We start from the raw sequence: 18928 nt of genomic DNA, 5'->3' as shown, positions 1-18928 counted from the left end.
CCCAGATGAGCCGTCGTCGCCCGGCAGGTCTCCTGCCCGTTCTCGCGGCCGCGCTCGCGCTCGGCGCCTGCGCCAAGGGCGACCTCACGGCGGGGGGGGCGCCCTTCGACACGCGTGAGCGCCATCCGATCGTCCTGCGCGATGCGCCGCGCTCGCTCGATGTCTTCGTTGGTCGCGCCGGTGGAGGCCTCGATCCGCGCCAGGCCGACGATGTCGCCCGCTTCGGTCAGGATTATCGCCGCAGCGGCCGCGGCGGCCTGGTCGCCGAGGTGCCGACCGGTACCGGGAGGGAGCTAGCGGCGCGCGACACGCTCGACGGCATTCGCCGCTCGCTGGCGCAGGCCGGCGTATCCCAGGGCGCGCTCCAGGTCAGGACCTATCCGGTCGTCGATCCCGGCCTCGCCTCACCGATCCGCCTGACCTATGCCTCGCTTCAGGCCGGCCTGCCGCATGCCTGCGGGCAATGGCCGGAAGACGCCGGCGTTTCGAGCTACAAGACCGATGCCTCGAACCAGCCTCTGTGGAATCTCGGCTGCTCGACCCAGGCCAATCTCGCCGCGCAGGTCGCCGACCCGCTCGATCTCGTCCGCGCCCGCAGCGAAGGCCGGCTGGACACCCAGAAGCGCATGGAAGCGATCAGGAAGCTGCGCGAGGGCAAGGATCCGTCGACCGAGTATCGCCAGGAGCAGTCTGCGATCAGCAAAGCCGTCGGAGGCAAGTGATGGCGGAAGGGACGCTTCATGAGCCGGACATGACCGGCGAGGAGATTATCGCGCCGCTGCCGCGCATCACCTTGCAGGCCTTCTGCGAGACGCAGGAAGTCGCCACCGCCATGCAGGCGGTAACGGCCGACCGGCGCATGGACAAGGCGCAGACCCGTATCCAGATGGGCGGCCCGGCGGCGGCAGTCGAGGCGTTTCGCGCTGCGCCGACGCCGAACGTCATTGTGCTGGAGACGGCAACCGAGCCGGCGCGCTTGATCGCCAGCCTCGACGCCCTGGCCGAGAGCTGCGACCCCGGGACCAAGGTCGTGGTCATTGGCCACGTCAACGATGTCCAGCTCTATCGCGACCTGATCCGCCGCGGCGTCAGCGACTATCTGATCGCCCCGCTCGGCGTGCTCGATGTGCTGCGGACGCTTTCCGAACTCTACGCCACGCCGGGCGCCGAAACGCTCGGACGAACCATCGCTGTGGTCGGGGCCAAGGGAGGTGTCGGCGCCTCGACCGTCGCGCATAACCTCGCCTGGGCGATCGGCCGCAATCTCGACGCCTCGACCGTGATCGTCGATCTCGACATCGCCTTCGGCACGGCAGGGCTCGACTTCAACCAGGATCCCCCGCAGGGCATCGCCGAAGCGGTGTTCGCGCCCGATCGCCTCGATGCCAACATGCTCGACCGGCTGCTCTCGCGCTGCAGCGAGAACCTGGCTCTTCTCGCGGCGCCGGCGGTTCTCGACCGCACCATCGATCTCGGTGAGGATTCGTTCGATCTGCTGCTCGACCTGCTGCGTGCCAGCGTGCCCTGCATCGTGCTGGACGTGCCGCATATCTGGACGGGCTGGGCCAAGCGCACGCTGATCGGTGCCGACGAGGTCGTGATCGTCGCCGCGCCCGAGCTTGCCTCGCTGCGCAACGCCAAGAATCTGATGGACCTGCTGCGCGCGGCGCGGCCGAACGATTCCGTGCCGCGGCTGATCCTCAACCAGGTCGGAATCGCCAAGCGGCCGGAGATCGACGCAGCCGAGTTCGCCAAGGCTCTCGGGATCGAGGTCTTGAATGCGATTCCCTTCGACGCGCAGCTCTTCGGGACGGCCGCCAATAACGGGCAGATGATCGCCGAGGTCCAATCGGGCGGCAAGGTCGCCGAGGCCTTCGTCCAGATCGCGATGGCGCTGACGGGGCGTGGCGAAGCCAAGCGCGGCAAGCGCAGCCTGTTCGAGCCGCTGGTCGCCAAGCTGATGCGCCGGAAGGCCTGAGATGTTCGGCAAGCGCAACGCCACCCTGCCGCTCGCCCAGGCCTCGATGGCCCCGCCCGCGGCAGCGGCCGCCCGGTTGGCTGAGCCACGGCCGGCGGCTGTCGAAGCGCGCCGCCCGCCGCCGCCTCCGGCACCCGTCGAGTCTGCGAAGTCCGACGAATACTACCAGATGAAGAGCATGATCTTCGGTGCTCTCATCGAGGCGATCGACCTCTCCCAGCTCGCCAAGCTCGACGGCGAGTCTGCCCGGGAGGAAATCCGCGACATCATCAACGAGATCATCTCGCTGAAGAATGTCGTGCTGTCGATCGCCGAGCAGGAGGAACTGCTCGACGATATCTGCAACGACGTTCTCGGCTACGGGCCGCTCGAGCCGCTGCTGGCGCGTGACGACATCGCCGACATCATGGTCAACGGTGCCGGCCGGACCTTCATCGAGACCGGCGGCAAGATCCAGCTGACCAATGTCCGCTTCCGCGACAACGCCCAGCTGATGAATATCTGCCAGCGTATCGTCAGTCAGGTTGGGCGCCGCGTCGACGAAAGCTCGCCGATCTGCGACGCCCGCCTCGCCGATGGTTCGCGCGTCAACGTCATCGCCCCGCCGCTCGCCATTGACGGCCCGGCCCTGACCATTCGCAAGTTCAAGAAGGACAAGCTGACTCTGGATCAGCTCGTCCGGTTCGGCGCGATCGCGCCGCCTGGCGCCGAGATCCTCAAGATCATCGGCAAGGTCCGCTGCAATCTGGTCATCTCGGGCGGTACCGGCTCGGGCAAGACGACGCTGCTCAACTGCCTGACCAACTATATCGAGCACGACGAGCGCGTGATCACCTGCGAGGACGCGGCCGAGCTGCAATTGCAGCAGCCGCATGTCGTGCGCCTGGAAACGCGTCCACCCAATCTCGAGGGAACCGGCGCGGTTACGATGCGCGACCTCGTCAAGAACTGCCTGCGCATGCGGCCCGAGCGCATCATCGTCGGCGAGGTGCGCGGACCGGAGGCCTTCGACCTCCTGCAGGCGATGAACACCGGCCATGATGGCTCGATGGGCACGCTGCACGCCAACACCCCGCGCGAATGCCTGAGCCGCATCGAATCGATGATCACCATGGGCGGCTTCAGCCTGCCGTCGAAGACCCTGCGCGAGATGATCTGCTCCTCGATCGACGTGATCATCCAGGCGCAGCGCATGCGCGACGGCTCGCGCCGCATCACCCACATCACCGAGGTGATGGGGATGGAGGGAGACGTCATCATCACCCAGGACCTGATGGTCTATGACGTGCTTGGCGAGGATCCGAACGGCAAGCTGATCGGCCGCCATCGCTCGACCGGGATCGGCAGGCCGCGCTTCTGGGAACGGGCGCGCTATTTCGGCGAGGAGCAACGTCTGGCGTCCGCTCTCGACGAGCTCGAGAGCCAGAACGATGCGACTGCGGCGTAACCGGGGGGACGGGACAGCGCCATGGATTACGGGCTGATCGCTGCCGCCCTTCTTGCCGCCATCTCGGCGGGCGGTGTCGCCTATGCGCTGCTCTACCCCTCGCTCAGCGGCCAGGCCCGGGCCGAGCGCCGGCGCAAGGAATTCGCGAGTCCCGTGGTCACCCGCGCCACCGCCGATCGCGAGGCGCAGAATCGCGCAAAGCGCGGCCAGGTCGCGCAGAGCCTCAAGGATATCGAGAACCGTGAAAAGGCGCGCAACAAGGCGACGCTCGAAGTTCGGATCCAGCAGGCAGGTCTGAGCTGGTCGCGGCGACAATACTTCATTTTCGCCGCGATCACCGCGGCCGTCGCCGGCCTCGCCATGCTCATCGCGTCGGGCAACGGCGTGCTCGGCCTCGCCGGGCTTGTCGTCGGTGCGCTGGGTCTGCCGTCCTTCTATTTGAGCTTTCGCCGCAAGAAGCGCCTGAAGCGCTTCTCCAATGAATTTCCCAACGCGATCGACATCATCGTGCGCGGTATCAAGTCCGGTCTGCCGCTGAACGATTGCCTGCGTATCATCGCCAGTGAGGCGCAGGAGCCGGTCAGGACCGAATTTCGCCTGATCGTCGAGTCGCAGACATTGGGTCTCTCCCTTACGGACGCCGCGACCAAGCTGTTCGAGCGCATGCCCTGCGCCGAGGCCAATTTCTTCGGCATCGTGCTGGCGATCCAGCAGAAGACCGGCGGCAATCTCGCCGAGACCCTGGCCAATCTCTCCCGTGTCATCCGCGAGCGCCGCAAGATGCGCGACAAGATTGCGGCGGTCTCGATGGAGGCCAAGGCCTCGGCGGCGATCATCGGGTCACTGCCGGTCGTCGTTGCGCTCCTCGTTTATGTGACCAGCCCCCGCTACATCGAGTTGCTCTGGCTGACCTCCACCGGCCAGATCGCCTTGGCCGCCGGGCTCGTCTGGATGACGATCGGCGTCATCGTGATGAAGAACATGATCAATTTCGACATCTGAGGAGGGGAAGATGCTGGCGCTCCTCATCGAAAAGGCCATGAACCTCCAGTTCATGCTGGCGCTGTTCAGCGGGCTTGCCGTGGCTGCGACGATCGTCGCTGTCGGCACGCCACTGCTCGAAGGCAACGCGCTGGGCAAGCGGATGAAGAGTGTCGCGACCGAGCGCGACAAGATCCGCGCCCGCGAGCGCGATCGCCTGGCACGCCAGAAGGACAAGGTGACCTTGCGGCAGGAGCCGAAGGCGTTCATGCGGCAGATCGTCGACCAGTTCAAGCTCGGCGACTGGCTCGGCACCGAAAACGCCAAGAAGAAGCTTGCGTTGGCCGGATTCCGTGGCCAGCAGGCCGAGATCGGCTTCCTGTTCTTCCGGGCTGTCACGCCGATCGGCCTGTTCCTGTTCGCGCTGTTTTACGTCACTTTCGTCAATGATTTCGGCCTGTCGCAGATCAACCGGATCGCGGTCGCCATCGCTGCCGCCTATCTCGGCATCAAGGCCCCGGAAATCTATCTTTCGAACGCCACCAAGAAGCGCCAGTTCTCGATGCGGCGTGCCTTTCCCGACGCGCTCGACCTGCTGCTGATCTGTGTCGAATCCGGCATGTCGATCGAGCTTGCCTTCCGCAAGGTCTCGACCGAGATCGGCAGCCAATCGGTGCCGCTGGCCGAGGAGTTCGCGCTCTGTACCGCGGAACTGTCCTATTTGGCGGAGCGCCGGCAGGCCTATGAGAACCTCGCGGCGCGAACCGGGCTGGAATCGGTGAAGTCGGTCTGCACGGCGCTGATCCAGGCCGAGCGCTACGGCACCCCGCTCGGCACGGCCTTGCGGACGCTCGCCCAGGAAAGCCGCGACCAGCGTATGAACGAGGCCGAGAAGAAGGCCGCAGCCCTGCCGCCGAAGCTGACCGTGCCGATGATCCTGTTCTTCCTGCCGGTGCTGTTCATCGTCATCATGACGCCGGCCTTCATCAAGCTGGTCGACATGCAATGATCGCGGCGCTGCGCGCGCCGTCGCGCGTATCGAAATGAGCGATGCCTTGCCGCTTTAGGCGACAAGGCATCGATTTCAGCGATTGCCCTCATAGAACGCTCTGGCTGTTCCGCGTCGGCGGGGTCGATGTGGAAGAGCGGGGCGATTTCCATCGTCCCGAACACACGCCCGCAGGCAAGCCGATTGCTTACGGGCGCGTCGAGCGGACGGTCCGCGAGACCGCTTGCAGCGGTGGCATCCCGGCGAGCGCTCTTTATGCTGCCCAAGCGAGCCGGCAGCTACTATGCGAGGCCCCGGCATCAGCTTCATGGAAATCGGACTGCCGCCGGCCCCTTCGGCATTGGCATGCGCCGGAATCATAAATGAGACCCTTGCGAGGCTCGCCAGGCGATACGGAACGCCTCGAGGCCAACGGCAAAGGCGCCGGATCCTGCAGCCTGTCGCGAGCGCGGGCGCCGGCCAGCTCCGACCTTGCGACGGATGCCCTACCTTTCGCGGAACATCCGCGAAGCGTGGTCGAGGAAGGGCTTTGCGAGATAGGAGAAGGCCGTCCGTTCCTCGGTCGAGATGAAAACCTCGACCGGCATGCCCGGAAGCAGCTTGCGTTCGCCGAGTGCTGCTGCGTCGCCATCGATCTGCACTTCGCCGACATAGAACGTCGCGCCGGTCGCGGGGTCCTTCGAGGTCGCCGGCGAGACATGCACGACCGTGCCGGGATATTCCGGCGTGCTGTTGCGGGCGAAGGCCGAGAAGCGCAACCGGGCAGATTGCCCCTGCCTGACCTGATCGATGTCGGCCGGCGAGATCCTGACCTCGACGGTGAGCCTCGCATGGCGGGGAACGATCGTCGCAAGGCGCGCAGCGGGCGTGATCACGCCGCCGACGGTGAAGACAGTGAGCTCGTTGACCACACCCGCGATCGGCGCCCGGATCTGGGTTCGCGATAGCCGGTCCTCCGTCGCCAGGCGCCGCTCTGTGAGCTCAGACACCTTGGCCTCGACCTGGCGGAGTTCGCGCTGCGCCTCGGTGCGCGCGGTCTCGTCGACAGCGATGATCTGCAGGCGCGCCTCGCTGATGCGCAGGGCCGCGCGGGCGAGGGCGGCCTCGATCTCGCCGCGCTCGCCCAGGAGCCGAGCCCATTCGCGGTTGATGTTGTAGACCTTGGTTCCGTCGATGAAGCCCTTCTCGAAGAGGCTGAGATATTTCTTGCGCTCGAGCTCGACGAGCCTCAGCTCCTCGACCTTGGCGACCTTGCGCGCATTGAGCCCCTTGATCTCCTCGCCAGACTGGACGATGGCGATCTCGAGCTGTTCCTTGCGGCTTTCCCGGTTGGTCTTGTTCCCGGCGAAGAGCCGGGTCTCGCCCTCGATGATGTGGGGCGCCTCTTCGGAGAGCTCCGCCAGGCCGGGCGGGAATACGATGTCGGGAAGGTTGTCGCGCTCGGCGATGAGACGGATCTTACGCCCGAGATTTTCACTGAGCTGCGAACGGACGATGCTCAGCTCGACGCGTGTCTGGACATCGTCGAGCTGGATCAGCATCTGGCCTTCGGCGACGCTGTCGCCCTGCTGGACGGCCAGCCGCTCGATGATGCCGCCATCGCGATGCTGCACTTCCTTCAGGTTCTGGTCGACCTTGACGGTGCCCTGGGCAATGATCGCGCCGCTGAGCTGGGCGGTCGCGGCCCAGCCCCCGCAGCCGACGATCAGCACGAGCGCCAGCGTCGAGCCGATGATGACGTGGCGCCTGAGCCGGAAGCTGCTCTGGCGCTCCGGGACCTCGTTCACCTTGGGCGCCGCGTCGAACTGGCGTGCATCGAAGTTCTGCATGTTCACGGCGGCCACTCCATCCGCACCCGAGGTGCAATACGCGTAGCTCTGCGCTGGCTAGAAGTAATAGAACTTGTGGTTTCCGAGGACCTGGATCGAGAAATCCCGCTCGTCGTCCTGCTCGAGATAGACGTCGACGATGGTATGTTCGTTGCCGTCGATCTTCTCGATGCGGAACCGGAACGGCTGCGCCGTCTCCTCTTCGCCATAGGTCGCATTGAAGCGGTCGTCCTCGCCTTCCGCCTCTGCCTGATCGTCGTCCGCCTCGTCGAAGTCGCTGCGGAGCTGGTACTGCTTGACGACGATGCGGTCGCCGGCATCGAGGTCCAGGATCTCGTGAATGAGATCGCGCTGCTCATCGCCTAGCGAAACCTCGAAGACGAAGGCATCGTCACCCTCGCCACCGGTGAGCGTCGTCGGCTTGTCGCCGACCACGAACTTGTCGTCGCCCTTGCCGCCGATGATGGCCTCGATGTTGACGGCGATGTCCTTGCCGATCTCGGCGCCCTTCGCCGTGCCGGCGATCGCATCGACTTCGACGCCCTGTGTCGTGCGGGAGAGGTCGAGCGTGTCGGTGTCGTCGCCGCCATCATAGCGATCGTCATCCTGGTCGAGGGTCACGACGAAGGTGTCGTCGCCCTCGTCGCCCTTGACCTGGTCGGCGCCGGGACCTGCCTCGATCGTATCGTTTCCCTTGCCGCCCGAGACGATATCGTTGCCCGCGCCGGTGGAAATCTTGTCGTTGCCGTCCTCGCCGAAGACCCGGTCGTCGCCCGCGCCGGAGTCGACGACGTCATTCCCGCCACCCGCGCGCACCGTGTCGCGCCCGGCACCAAGCGTGACCGTATCCTCTCCGCTTCCTCCGATGACGATGTTGTCGCCATCGGCGGCCACAACACGGTTCCTGCCGCTCCCGGTCTGGATGATGTTGTTGCCCGGGCCACCGTCGATATCGTCATCGCCAGGCCCGCCGTCGATGAAATCGTCGCCATCTTCGCCGAAGATGGCGTCGTCTCCCAGGCCGCCGAAGAGATAGTCGGGGGACGTCCCGCCCGAAAGCCGATCATTTCCGGAGCCGCCGCCGATCATGTCGGAGCCGGCACCACCTGAGATGACGTCGTCGCCCTCGTCGCCCGCCAAGGTATCGTCACCGTCTTCGCCATGAATCTCGTCATTGCCCGCCCCGCCCGAGATCTGGTCGTTGCCGGCGCCGCCGAAGATGCGGTCATTGCCCGCCTCGCCATGGATGATGTCGTCGCCGGCACCGCCGAACACGATGTCGTCGCCGGCGCCCGCATGGACGAGGTCATCGCCTGCGCCGGCTACGATATGGTCGTTGCCGAGGCCACCATGGACGATGTCGCTGCCGCCGCGGGCGTGGATGTTGTCTGCCCCGTCGCCGCCCGAGATGATGTCGGCGCATTCGGTACCGATCAGCATGTCGTCCGCCGCTGTGCCGTTGATCTCGTTGAACTCGACCACCTCGAAACCGGCCGTCTGCGCAACCGCGACCTTGCCGTCGCTCACCTCGTACTCCAGCGTTACCGGACCGTGAGACCCGGCGGCCGGCTTGAAGATCCAGCCGCCTTCGACCGGGGTCAGCGTTCCGCTCGACACCCGCAGGTTGACGATGGAAAGGGTATCGCCGTCGGCGTCGACCGCGCCGGAGAGCAGCGCCGCGATGGAGACCAGCAGTGTCTCGCACATCCCGATGCTGGGCAGCGCGACGCCGCCGCGCAGCACCGGAGCCTGGTTGCGCGGCGTGCGGTCTTCCGAACTGGCGCTGACGCTGCCGGACTTTTCATCGGAGCCGGTTTTCTCATCTCTGGCCTTATCGGTCGGTTCGGCCTGTGGGGCGCTTTTGACCGGCTTCAGCGAGACCTTCTCACCTGTTTCTTCCGACACGGAGCTGGCTGGCCTGGAGGAGCTCCCGCCCTCGCCCACAGGCGCGACGGCCTGGAAGCTGCGTGCCAGGCGGTTGTCGTTGCTCGGCAGGTCGAGGCCGAACGCGGCCCTTGGCGAATCCGAGCGCGGCAGCGGCAGCTGCTCATAATCGATCGGCGGTGAATCGATCCCGAGAAAATCCGCGATCCCGCCTACCGGCGCGCTTGGGGCGCCGGAACCCAGCGCCGGCTCCCTCTCGCGTTCGCCGAGCGCTCCCGTCTCCTCTTCCGCCGCAGCGCCCAGCACGTCCGGCGCGTCGCCGCGCTTTGCCTCCGGCTGCTCGGCGCTGGGCTCCGGAGTGGACCTGGCGAGGCTGGGGAACAGGCTCGCGATGTAGGTCGCGATCGCCGCCATTGCGAGCAGGACCGCGCCGACCAAGCGCGCGGGCCGGCTTTCAGCCTCGGGCGTACGATAGATCTGCTCGGCCGTCGGCAGGTTGGGAGTTTGGGGTTTGAGAGCCTTGACCTCGATCATGCCGACACCCGTTCGTGTTTGGCATTGAAGTGACCGGTCATCGGAGTGACCGGAGCAGCGCTCGATGGCGCAGGGGGGGCCCCTGCGCCATGTCCCGCCGAGGGCACCAGGATCTCGCTTTTCGGGCCGAATGCGATGAGCTTGCCGCTCTGGATCAGGCAGACATAGTCGACGGCGACGAGCGCGCTCGGCCGGTGCGCGACGATAATGGCGATGCCGCCGCGCTTCTTGATGGCTTCGACCGCGGCGTTGAGGGCCGCCTCGCCTTCGCCGTCGAGATTGGAGTTGGGCTCGTCCATCACGACGAGGAAAGGTCTGCCATAGAGCGCGCGGGCGAGCCCGATCCGCTGTCTCTGCCCGGCCGAGAGCGCGGTTCCTTGCGAGCCGAGCTGCGTCTGGTAGCCGTTCGGCAGCCGGACGATCATCTCATGGACGCCGGCGGCCGCCGCTGCCGCGACGATGTCGAAGGCGTCGGCACGCGGGCTCAGGCGCGAGATGTTCTCCTCGACCGTCGCATCCAGCAGGCTCACCTCCTGCGGGAGGTAGCCGATCGAGGCTCCGAGGCTCTCCTCCGGCCATTGGCTGAGTTCGGCCCCGTCGAGCCTGACCGAGCCGCGCAGCGTCGGCCAGATGCCGGTCAGGGCGCGTATCAGGGTCGTCTTGCCGCCGCCGCTCGGGCCGATCACGCCGAGCGCCGTCCCGGCCGCCATCTCGAAGCCGACTTCGCTGAGCAGGATCTGCCCCGTGCCCGGCGCGGCCACCGTGATTTTCTCGACCTTGAGCGACTTGGCCGGAGCCGGAAGCTTCATGGGCTCGACCGCCTGGCTGAGCGCCACAACCGTGTCGCGCAGCCGGCCGAAGGCGAGACGTGCGGCGACGAAGCCCTTCCAGTTGGCGATGGCGAGGTCGACCGGGGCCAGGGCCCGCGCGGAGGCGACGGAGGCCGCTATGATGGCGCCGGCGGAAAGCTCGCCCTTGATCGTGAGATAGGCGCCCAGCCCGAGGATCGCCGATTGCAGGATCATGCGCAGCACGCGCGAGATCGCGCCGAAGGTTCCGCCGAGGTCGTTCGCCTGCGTCTGCAGCTCCAGATGCTCGCGATTGGCGCTGTCGAAACGGGCGACGGCCTGATGGGCGAAACCCATCGCCTTCAGCACCTCGGCGTTGCGGGCATTGGAATCGGCGATCGCGTTGCGCACGATCCCGGCCTGGCGCGTGGTCCCGTTCAGCCGGCGCGTCAGCACCTCGCTGAGGATCGTCAGCAGCGTCAGGATGAAGGCGCCGCCGAGCGTCAGGGCGCCCAGCCAGGGATGCAGGAAGTAGACGAAGGCCAGATAGAGCGGAATCCAGGGCAGGTCGAACAGGGCGCTCGGGCCCTGGCTGCCCAGGAAGGCGCGGACCGTGTCGACATCGCGCCCGCGCTCCAGCGCCTCCGCGCTCGAGAAGCCGAAGCGGGGCATGTCGATCGCGACGCGATGGGCGATCGGCGCGATGTCCTCGTCGAGCCTGGCGCCGACGCGCACCAGAACCTGCGAGCGGATCACGTCGAAGCCGCCCTGGAACAGATAAAGCCCGATCGCCAGGGTGGAGAGCGCCACCAGGGTCTGCACGCTGCCGCTGGTCAGGGCGCGGTCGTAGACCTGGAGCATGTAGAGCGAGCCGGTCAGCGCCAGGATGTTGATGATGCCGGACATCACGAACAGGAAGATAAAGGCACTACGGAAGCCCTGCGTGAGCTTCGCTGCATCGCGCCTTCTGGCGCTCGCCAGTTCTCGTGAAGAAGCCATGATCGCAATCCGTCAGCATTCACACGCGGGGGAATGTCGGAAAGGCAGGGAGCGGCCCGGGGCGCGGACCGCTCCCTGAAGTTGGACCTCAGAGATTGAAGTTGTCCGAGGTCAGCGTGTGGCTGCCCTTGAGCTCGATGCGGAAATCGGTGTCCGTCGCCGCATCGACGTTCCCCTTGACGATCGTGTAATCGCCATCAGCCCGCGTCTCATAGGTCACCACCAGCTGGGCGGTGGCGGTGAAGTCGGCGCCGGGCACCAGCGTGAAGGCCTGGTTGCCGGCCACCGCCGCATTGGCGTCGATGCCGCTGACGTCGAGCCGGTCGCCGGGCTCGAAACCGAGGATCGTATCGCCATCCGCGCCTTCCTTGCTCAGGAAGCGGAAGGTGTCGTTGCCGGTCCCGCCTTCCATCACGTTCACCGCATTGCTGGCCGTGATGGTGTCATTGCCGGATCCGGTCGCGACATTCTCGATGTTCCAGAGCGAGTCGGTCCCGCTCTGGCTGCTGCTGGCACTGCCGCGCCCGAGGAGCCCGTTGCCGAGATCGACGGTGAGGTTCGCCGTGATCGCCGACAGGTCGAGCGTGTCGGTGCCGGCTCCGCCATCGGTGCCGTCGCCGTAGTACGAGTCGTTGCCGTCGCCGACTTCGCCGACGATCACATCGTTGCCGGCGCCGCCGACCACGGTGTCGTTACCGGTTCCGCCGGAAAGCAGGTCATCGCCGCCGTCGCCGAACAGCTTGTCGTCGCCAGCCTCGCCATAGAGCATGTCGGCTCCGGCGCCGCCGAAGAGCTGGTCGTTTCCGGCCGCCCCGAAGACCACGTCGCGGCCTGCGCCGGCATCGGCGACATCGTCTCCCGCCCCCGCAGAGATGGCATCGTCGCCGCCCGCGCCGGTCAGGACGTCATCGCCCCCGAGCCCCACCAGCGTATCCGCTGCTCCGGTGCCGGTCAGGACATCGTCCTGCGGCGTGCCGGTCCGCGGGCTTCCCGCGCCTGGCGCCGGATTGGTCGGGGTGTCGTCATCGTCGTCACAGCCAGAGCCGTTGTGATGGTCGTCGTCATCTTCGTCGTCATCATCCTCATGGTTCGAGAATTGCGGCATGCCGCCCGTCGTCTTGAAGGAGATGGTGTGCGCCGGGCTCGTCATCTTGGTGATGCCGTCCTCGGTGGTGACGTCGTAGTCCTCCGGGGTCGCGTCTCCCGGCAGCTCGATCACATCCTGCGGGCGCAGCGTCCCGATGATCGTGTCGTTGCCGCCATTCGACCTGAAGACGATGCGGTGCGCCGAGGACAGCGAGGTGATGTCGATGGTGTCGTCACCGACGTTGCCGTCGATGGTGATGGTGTTGAGCGCCAGACTCGTGGTCGAGAAGTCGCCGAAAATCTGCACGGTGTCGCCCGGCGTGCCGCCGGCGCCGCCATTGACCGGATCGGTGGTCTGCGTGCCGATCCGGATTTCCTCGATATTGTCGAGTTCGGCGATGATCGAGGTGGTCCCTCCGGTGGTCCGGGTGATGACGATCTCGGTATCCGGCTGCAGTCCGCCGAGCAGGAGCATGTCTTCCCAGTAGTCCCTGGCATAGACGCGATAGGTCTCCGCCTCGCCCGCACGGGTCGTGACCCGGAAGGTATCGGTGCCGAAGTCGCCATTGACGATGTCGAAGCCGTCAGTGGCGCCATTGGCGTTGGCGTTCCAGGTGATCGTCTCGTTCCCGGTCCCGCCGAGGATCACGTCGTCGCCAAGTCCGCCGGTGATGATGTCATTGCCGTCGCCGCCGTCGATCCGGTCGTTGCCGCTGCCGGCATTGATGGTATCGATGCCGCCGCCGGCGAAGATGATGTCGTTGCCGCCGCTGGCGTTGACCGTATCGGCAGTGCCGGCGAGCACATAGATTTCCGCGTCGTTGTTGCCATTGACCGTCGTGCCGGTGACACGGGTCACGCTCACGGTTGCTCCGTCGGTCAACGTCCCATCGCTGCCGGTATAGGTGAAGGAACCGCCGGCGCCGCCGGTATCGGAAACCGTCACGGCGTCAGCGCCCAGGACCGGAGCGCTGAGACCGTTCTGCCCGCCGACCACCGTGATCGTCACGGGCGAGCCCTCGGGATCGCTGTCGTTGGCGAGGAGGGCCGACCGCTGGATCGCGAAGCTGGTATTCGCGGCCACGTTGGTGATGACCGTATCGTTGGCGGCGATCGGAGCGTCGTTCGTCGCCACGACATTGACCGTCGTGGTGGCGACCGCGCTGTTCAGCAGGCCGTCATTGACGGTGACGTTGATCGTCCGGGCCACCGTGGACGGATTCTCCGAGGTGCTCGAATACCGGATCTGCGCAATCGCCGTCTGGTAGGCGGCCGGCGAGGCGTTACCGGTCAGGTTCAGGACCAGCTGCCCTGCAGGCGGGTTGGGGTCGAGCGACGAACTGATCCCGGCCGGCAGCGTGCCTGTCACCGACAGGGCATCGCCAGCGCTGGCATTGGTAATGACGATCCGTGCCGACGCGATGGTCGTGCCGTCATCGGTGACGACAGGCCCCAGTGCGATCGGGATGGGAGCGCCATTTTCGGTGTAGTTGGTGCTGTAGTTGTTGCCTGGTCCGCCAGGAACGGGCGTGACCGTATCGACCTCGGTCCGGATGTTGACGTTGTCGATGTAGAAATTCTCGCTGGTGCCACCCCCCCCGGTCTCGAAGGAGCCGTTGACCAGGAAGCGGATTTGCGTGTTCGCTCCGATCAGGTTGGCCGGCAGCGCCATCGAGAAGGCGCCGGTGGTATCACCGCCTAGCGCTGTCCCCAACGTCGTCCAAGCACCGTTCGTGGTGTTGCGCACCTGGACCGAGACGGTTTCGTTGCCACCATCGAGGTCGTCTGCCTCCCAGCTGAAGGACAAGGTGGCCCGCGTGATGCCCGTGAGATTCACCGCACGGGCGAGAGTCTCGCCGCCATCGATGCCTGCGACGAATTGCAGCCTGCCACCGCCGATGTTCACGTCGCCAGCTGCTGCGTTCCCATCATCGCCGCTCTCGGTCCAACTCCCCGCCCAGTTCGAGGTGCCATTGTTGTTGGTGTAGGCACTGGCGCCGAATTGGTCGCGATAGGCCTGCTCCACGACGACCGTGCTCGTCGACGTCGTCGGACCATGTAGATCCAGCGTCGGCGCCAGCAGCGAGATGTCCTGGTCGGTGAAGCGCAGAATCTCGACATTGCGGACGGTGTCCGTGCCGTCGGTCGCGAGGCCGCCGGTATGGGAGACGGTCACGGTGCCGTCGGGGTTGAAGTCGATTTCGTATTCGGCCCGCGCGCCGGAGAACACCGCGACGTCGATATCGGCGACGCCGTCGCTGTCGGTGGTCTGGCCCAGCGCTTCCTGTGCGGTGCTGTCCCGGATCGTCCTGACGATCGAGAGCTGGCCGGGATTGATCGTGCCGTTGAACATCGCGTTCGCCAGCGTCGTCATGCTCTTGTGCAGGGCGAGCGGGGTGCCGGTGTGGTTGACGTCCTCGGGAGCGAAGACGCCGATCTGCACGTCGAGCCACTTGTCGCCGTCGATGATGTCGTCGCCGGCAAGGCCCGTCATGACGTCGCTGCCGTCGCCGCCGAGGATGATGTCGCCCGCCGAGAAGGACGTCACGCCCTGGCCGAGCAGTTCTTGCAGGCCGGCGATCAGGGCAATGCCTTCCGCGTCGAGCGCGCTTCCGGCAAAGCCTTCGGTGCCCCCCTGAGCGGCGGGCAGCCGGTCGGCCGCGGTCGCTTCGGAGCCGGTCAGGACGTCGTTGAAGCGGCTGCCCGAGAGGCCTTCCATCGACGCGAACTCGTCGAGCGCTGCGTTCTGGGGCAGGGTCGGAGCCTCGTCGAACACGATAGGGATCGACAGATTGGCGTTCACGCCAAGGGTGTTGTCCTTGTAGGTCGCCCAGTCGAAGCCCGACATGCCGGCCATTTTGCCGCGGCCGGCGCTGCCGACCATGATGTCGTCGCCGCCCTCGCCGATGAACTCGTCGAAGCCGCCATCGCCGAGGAACACGTCATGGCCGTCAATGCTGTCATGCGCGAAGACCTCGTCGAAATTGTCGCCGGGCGCGCCGTCGAAAGTACCGGTTTCGATCCAGTCATTGCCCTCGTTGCCGAGGATGCGTTCGGCGTTCTTGTTGCCATAGATGAAGTCGTTGCCCGTGCCGGCGAAGACTTCCGAGCCCATATCCGTGCCGAGGAAGATGAAGTCCTGGCCGTCATTGCCCATGACGAGATCGAGGCCCGGGCCCGCATGGACCACGTCGTTGCCGGCGCCGGCCTTGATGTTGTCGTCGCCGCCGCTGTCCTTGATGATGTCGTCGCCGTCACCACCATTGATGATGTCGTTGCCGAAGCCGCCTTCGAGCTTGTCGTTGCCGGCGTCGCCGAACAGCGTGTCGTCACCGATACCGCCGATCAGCGTGTCGTTGCCATCGGTTCCGCCGAGGACCACATGGTCCGAGCCGGTATAGCGGAGATAGTTCGAGTCCAGCCCCGGGGTCGACGGGTCGTTGCGGATCACCAGCTGCGTCAGGATGCCGGTCCCGACCGGATCTGTGCTCTCGAGCGTTCCGTTGCCGTCCAGATCGTTGAACTGCCTGGACTGGTTGACCTCGAGGATCAGGCCGGGGGTCGAGAACACGTCGGACGGCAGGTGCGTCGCATCGGTGTTGCGCATGATCATGCCGGCGAAGGAGTTGTTCTCCATCTCGCCGAAGAGGTGCAGGCCGTCGAGGCGCTGCAGGTAGTAGAAGCGGTCGCCGTTCTGCAGCTTCTCCATCTGCACTTCGAAGACGAAGTTGAAGGTCGAGCCGAGCATGCCGCCAAACGGCATGATCTCCTCGGCGAGGCCGCCGATCCAGAGATCGACATTGTTGAGGCCGCCGAGCGAACCGCCGGCATAGGCACCGGTGGCATTGAGGAAGTCGACCGCATCGGTCGGCATGACGAACCCGGGCACAGCGAACTTGCCCACGCCGGAGCCCTGGATCAGCGTCAGGGCCGCGTCGCGCTTGCCTTCGATCGTGGTCTCGCCGGTGATCAGCGAATGCGTGCCGTAGGCCGCGATGAAGTTGATGATCGAGGCTTCGTGCTTGAGGTGCCCGGCGAAGTCGACCCAGCTCTCATAGGGCTTGAGCAGGACGTCCTGGTTGGTCGCTTCGTAGAACTGGGCGCGCGCCTGGTTGAGCGAGGGAACGCCGGTGTCGCGGCCGCGGGCGAGGTTGATGGTCGCGAGGTCGAGCGGCAGGCCGAGCAGATTGTTGCGCAGCGCGCTGGTCACGAACTCGTCGATCTCGTTGCCGACCTGACGGGTCATGCCCCGAATGATCGAGCCGGCGGCGATCTCGTCGTCGATCACGCCGTTCAGGCCGTTGAAGGCCGTCGGGTTGAGGAAGCCTTCGATCAGGCTGATCGAGTTGGAGGCGTAGTTGGTGTCGAGCCGGTCGATCTGCTCGGTCAGCATCGAGTGGCCGAAGCGGTAGACCACATGGGCGAACTCGGCGACGATCGAGGGATCGATCGTGGTGTCGAAGCCGTCGGGCACGAGGAAGACGTTGATGTTCGGCTGAACCTTGCGCGCGAACTCCTCGAAGACGAGATGCTGGTACTGCATCTCGGTGCCGAACTTAGCGGCCTGGAACAGGCGCTCGCCGTCCCAGATCAGGCCGGCGGCGCTGGCCGGAACAGCCGCGACATCGTTGACCAGCCATTCGTTGAGGAAGGCCACGGCCTCCGCCTGCGACGCGCCTTCGGCGAGCATGGTGTTGGCGTCGGCCAGCACGACCTCCTTGGTATGCTCGACCAGCCGGTTGTGCTCGGAATGGAAGACATGGTGCACGGCGGTGAGGCCGATATTCTCGTTGGCGCGGCCGTCGCCGGCGATGAAGTGCGCGTCGAGCAGCTCGTTGTCGTATTCGGTGTCGCCATTGCCGGGGTTGCCGAGGCCGATCGTGATGTCGCCATCGGCGATCTTGCCGACCGGGACCGCCTCATGCGCGATGTCGGCCAAGAAGGCGTGGCTGGTGCGGATCGCGCCGGTCGTCAGAACACCGAGGCCGCCGTTGGCCGCGGGATTGCCCTCGACGACGATGTCGTCGGCGGTGTTGGGAATGCCGTCGAGGCCGATGCCTGTAATGATCTGCGGGAAACCGTTGGTGCCCGGAATGAAGTTGCCATAGGCGTCGGTTCGCATCAGCGGCACGCTGCCGACGTCGTTGTCGGTCAGCTGGATGCCGAGCACCGTCCGGGCCTGAGCCTTGACCTCGCCCCAGGTCGCCATGCCGCCATTGGCGCCTTCAATCAGTTTGCCGGTGGCGACCGGGTCGCCCGCGGCGTTGGTCACATACTGGCGCAGGAAGACCTGGTGTGACGGGTGCGAGGTATAGGTCTGGTTCTGATCGACATAGGCGGTGGTGGTGTTGACGGGACGCGTGTCGTCGGGTGTGCCCATGACGCCGTCGGCGCCGGGGCCAACCGTAGCGCGCGTCAGCACCATGAAATTGGTGGGGCTGCCCGCGACATAGAGCGGATCATCCGGCTGTAGCGGGATGAACACGGTGCCGCTGCCACCTTTGTTGACCAGGTCGAGGCCGTGATCGAAGAACTGGCCGAACAGCGTGAACCACGAGTTGAACGGCGCCGAGAGGCCTTCGTCGGGCGCGACGGCCGGGAGATGGACGTTGTCGCCGTCCATTGCGATGCCGAACGGCTCGAGCGCCGCGTCACGCACCACGCGCGCCGCCTCCAGAGCCGTGACCGTGGCAGCATGCGCGGTGGTCGCCGCCGCCAGCGCATCGAGCGCCGTCTGCTCGGCGGGCGTGGGGGGCGTATCGGGATTGCCATCGCCCAGCGCATCGGCTGCGGTCTTGGCGTTCTGCATCACGACGCGCGCCTGATACTCGGCGTCGGAAGCCGGCTTGAAGGTCTGGTAGATCGTCGTGATCGCAGCGAGATCGGTCATCTGCGTCGCCGAGCCGGCGCGCTGGAGCGCCGTCAGGATCGCCGCCGGGTTGCCCAGCGTCTGGTCGACGAGCAGGTTGGAAATGGTCCGTAGGCTCGAATCGAAGACGAGCGAACCCGGATTGTTCGACGGGTTGTAGTTCGGTGCCGTCGGCATGGCCGGCGCGCCCCCGGGGCCGTCCGGATCGAAGGACGTGCCGTCCGCCGGACGGTACTGCGGTGGCAGCAACTCGGGGAAGGGATTGTCGGCCGCGCCCCACTGTTCCTGGCCCGGAAGCAGATGGTTATAGGAACCGTCGACGGTACGAAGTCCCCAGGCAATGTTGTAGGCCGGAATTTGCCCACCGGGACCGAACAGCGGCTGGCCGTTCGCATGGTTCTCGGCGATCTTGATCTGCGCGAGAATGAAATCGAGATCGCTTCTGATGTAGGATACCATCGTACCGTCTCCGATTTTTGTGACCGACCGCAAAGACGCTTCAGGTAACGTGCCAAATAAAATCA

The 18928-nt window shown here is 65.9% G+C and carries 9 protein-coding genes; 5 read left to right on the top strand and 4 right to left on the bottom strand.

Annotated features, from left to right (window positions below; all coding sequences use genetic code 11):
• Positions 1-5 precede the first annotated feature (5 nt).
• Genes RKE40_RS19130 through RKE40_RS19110 form a run of 5 tightly spaced genes read left to right on the top strand, consistent with a single transcriptional unit; the run spans position 6 to position 5415 of the window.
• Positions 6-722, top strand: a complete 717-nt coding sequence (locus RKE40_RS19130) for a CpaD family pilus assembly protein (RefSeq protein WP_316019813.1) — start codon at positions 6-8, stop codon at positions 720-722.
• Positions 722-1978: a CpaE/TadZ family protein gene (locus tag RKE40_RS19125; protein ID WP_316019812.1), complete on the top strand. Its 1257-nt coding sequence runs from the start codon at positions 722-724 to the stop codon at positions 1976-1978. The genes RKE40_RS19130 and RKE40_RS19125 overlap by 1 nt, the downstream gene beginning before the upstream one ends.
• Before the next feature lies 1 nt (position 1979).
• The gene (locus tag RKE40_RS19120) at positions 1980-3425 is read left to right on the top strand and encodes a CpaF family protein (protein ID WP_316019811.1); all 1446 of its coding nucleotides are present in this window, start codon (positions 1980-1982) and stop codon (positions 3423-3425) included.
• A gap of 21 nt (positions 3426-3446) precedes the next feature.
• Entirely contained in the window at positions 3447-4427 is a 981-nt protein-coding gene (locus RKE40_RS19115; protein ID WP_316019810.1) for a type II secretion system F family protein, read from the top strand.
• Between the two features lie 10 nt (positions 4428-4437).
• Positions 4438-5415 carry a type II secretion system F family protein gene (locus RKE40_RS19110; RefSeq protein ID WP_316019809.1) on the top strand — a complete coding sequence of 326 codons (978 nt, stop codon included), beginning with the start codon at positions 4438-4440 and terminating at the stop codon, positions 5413-5415.
• 485 nt (positions 5416-5900) lie between these two features.
• Here the strand turns inward: RKE40_RS19110 and RKE40_RS19105 are convergent, their stop codons facing one another.
• The 4 genes from RKE40_RS19105 to RKE40_RS19090 all read right to left on the bottom strand — a co-directional run bounded on the left by RKE40_RS19105 (position 5901) and on the right by RKE40_RS19090 (position 18863).
• Entirely contained in the window at positions 5901-7244 is a 1344-nt protein-coding gene (locus RKE40_RS19105; protein ID WP_316019845.1) for an HlyD family type I secretion periplasmic adaptor subunit, read from the bottom strand.
• 57 nt (positions 7245-7301) lie between these two features.
• Positions 7302-9662: a cadherin-like domain-containing protein gene (locus RKE40_RS19100; protein WP_316019808.1), complete on the bottom strand. Its 2361-nt coding sequence runs from the start codon at positions 9660-9662 to the stop codon at positions 7302-7304.
• Positions 9659-11449 (bottom strand): type I secretion system permease/ATPase, encoded by a 1791-nt coding sequence (locus tag RKE40_RS19095; protein ID WP_316019807.1) that lies wholly within the window; start codon positions 11447-11449, stop codon positions 9659-9661. The genes RKE40_RS19100 and RKE40_RS19095 overlap by 4 nt, the downstream gene beginning before the upstream one ends.
• A gap of 88 nt (positions 11450-11537) precedes the next feature.
• Positions 11538-18863 (bottom strand): peroxidase family protein, encoded by a 7326-nt coding sequence (locus RKE40_RS19090; RefSeq protein ID WP_316019806.1) that lies wholly within the window; start codon positions 18861-18863, stop codon positions 11538-11540.
• Positions 18864-18928 lie beyond the last annotated feature (65 nt).

The organism is Allobosea rubneri, from assembly GCF_032464875.1.
Lineage (GTDB): Bacteria > Pseudomonadota > Alphaproteobacteria > Rhizobiales > Beijerinckiaceae > Allobosea > Allobosea rubneri.
Note: the sequence above shows the minus strand (reverse complement) of the source record. Positions and strands in the feature narration are given on the sequence as shown.

Coding starts and splice junctions, on each gene's coding strand:
- RKE40_RS19130 (WP_316019813.1), top strand. CDS start 6: ATGAGCCGTCGTCGCCCGGCAGGTCTCCTGCCCGTTCTCGCGGCCGCG.
- RKE40_RS19125 (WP_316019812.1), top strand. CDS start 722: ATGGCGGAAGGGACGCTTCATGAGCCGGACATGACCGGCGAGGAGATT.
- RKE40_RS19120 (WP_316019811.1), top strand. CDS start 1,980: ATGTTCGGCAAGCGCAACGCCACCCTGCCGCTCGCCCAGGCCTCGATG.
- RKE40_RS19115 (WP_316019810.1), top strand. CDS start 3,447: ATGGATTACGGGCTGATCGCTGCCGCCCTTCTTGCCGCCATCTCGGCG.
- RKE40_RS19110 (WP_316019809.1), top strand. CDS start 4,438: ATGCTGGCGCTCCTCATCGAAAAGGCCATGAACCTCCAGTTCATGCTG.
- RKE40_RS19105 (WP_316019845.1), bottom strand. CDS start 7,244: ATGCAGAACTTCGATGCACGCCAGTTCGACGCGGCGCCCAAGGTGAAC.
- RKE40_RS19100 (WP_316019808.1), bottom strand. CDS start 9,662: ATGATCGAGGTCAAGGCTCTCAAACCCCAAACTCCCAACCTGCCGACG.
- RKE40_RS19095 (WP_316019807.1), bottom strand. CDS start 11,449: ATGGCTTCTTCACGAGAACTGGCGAGCGCCAGAAGGCGCGATGCAGCG.
- RKE40_RS19090 (WP_316019806.1), bottom strand. CDS start 18,863: ATGGTATCCTACATCAGAAGCGATCTCGATTTCATTCTCGCGCAGATC.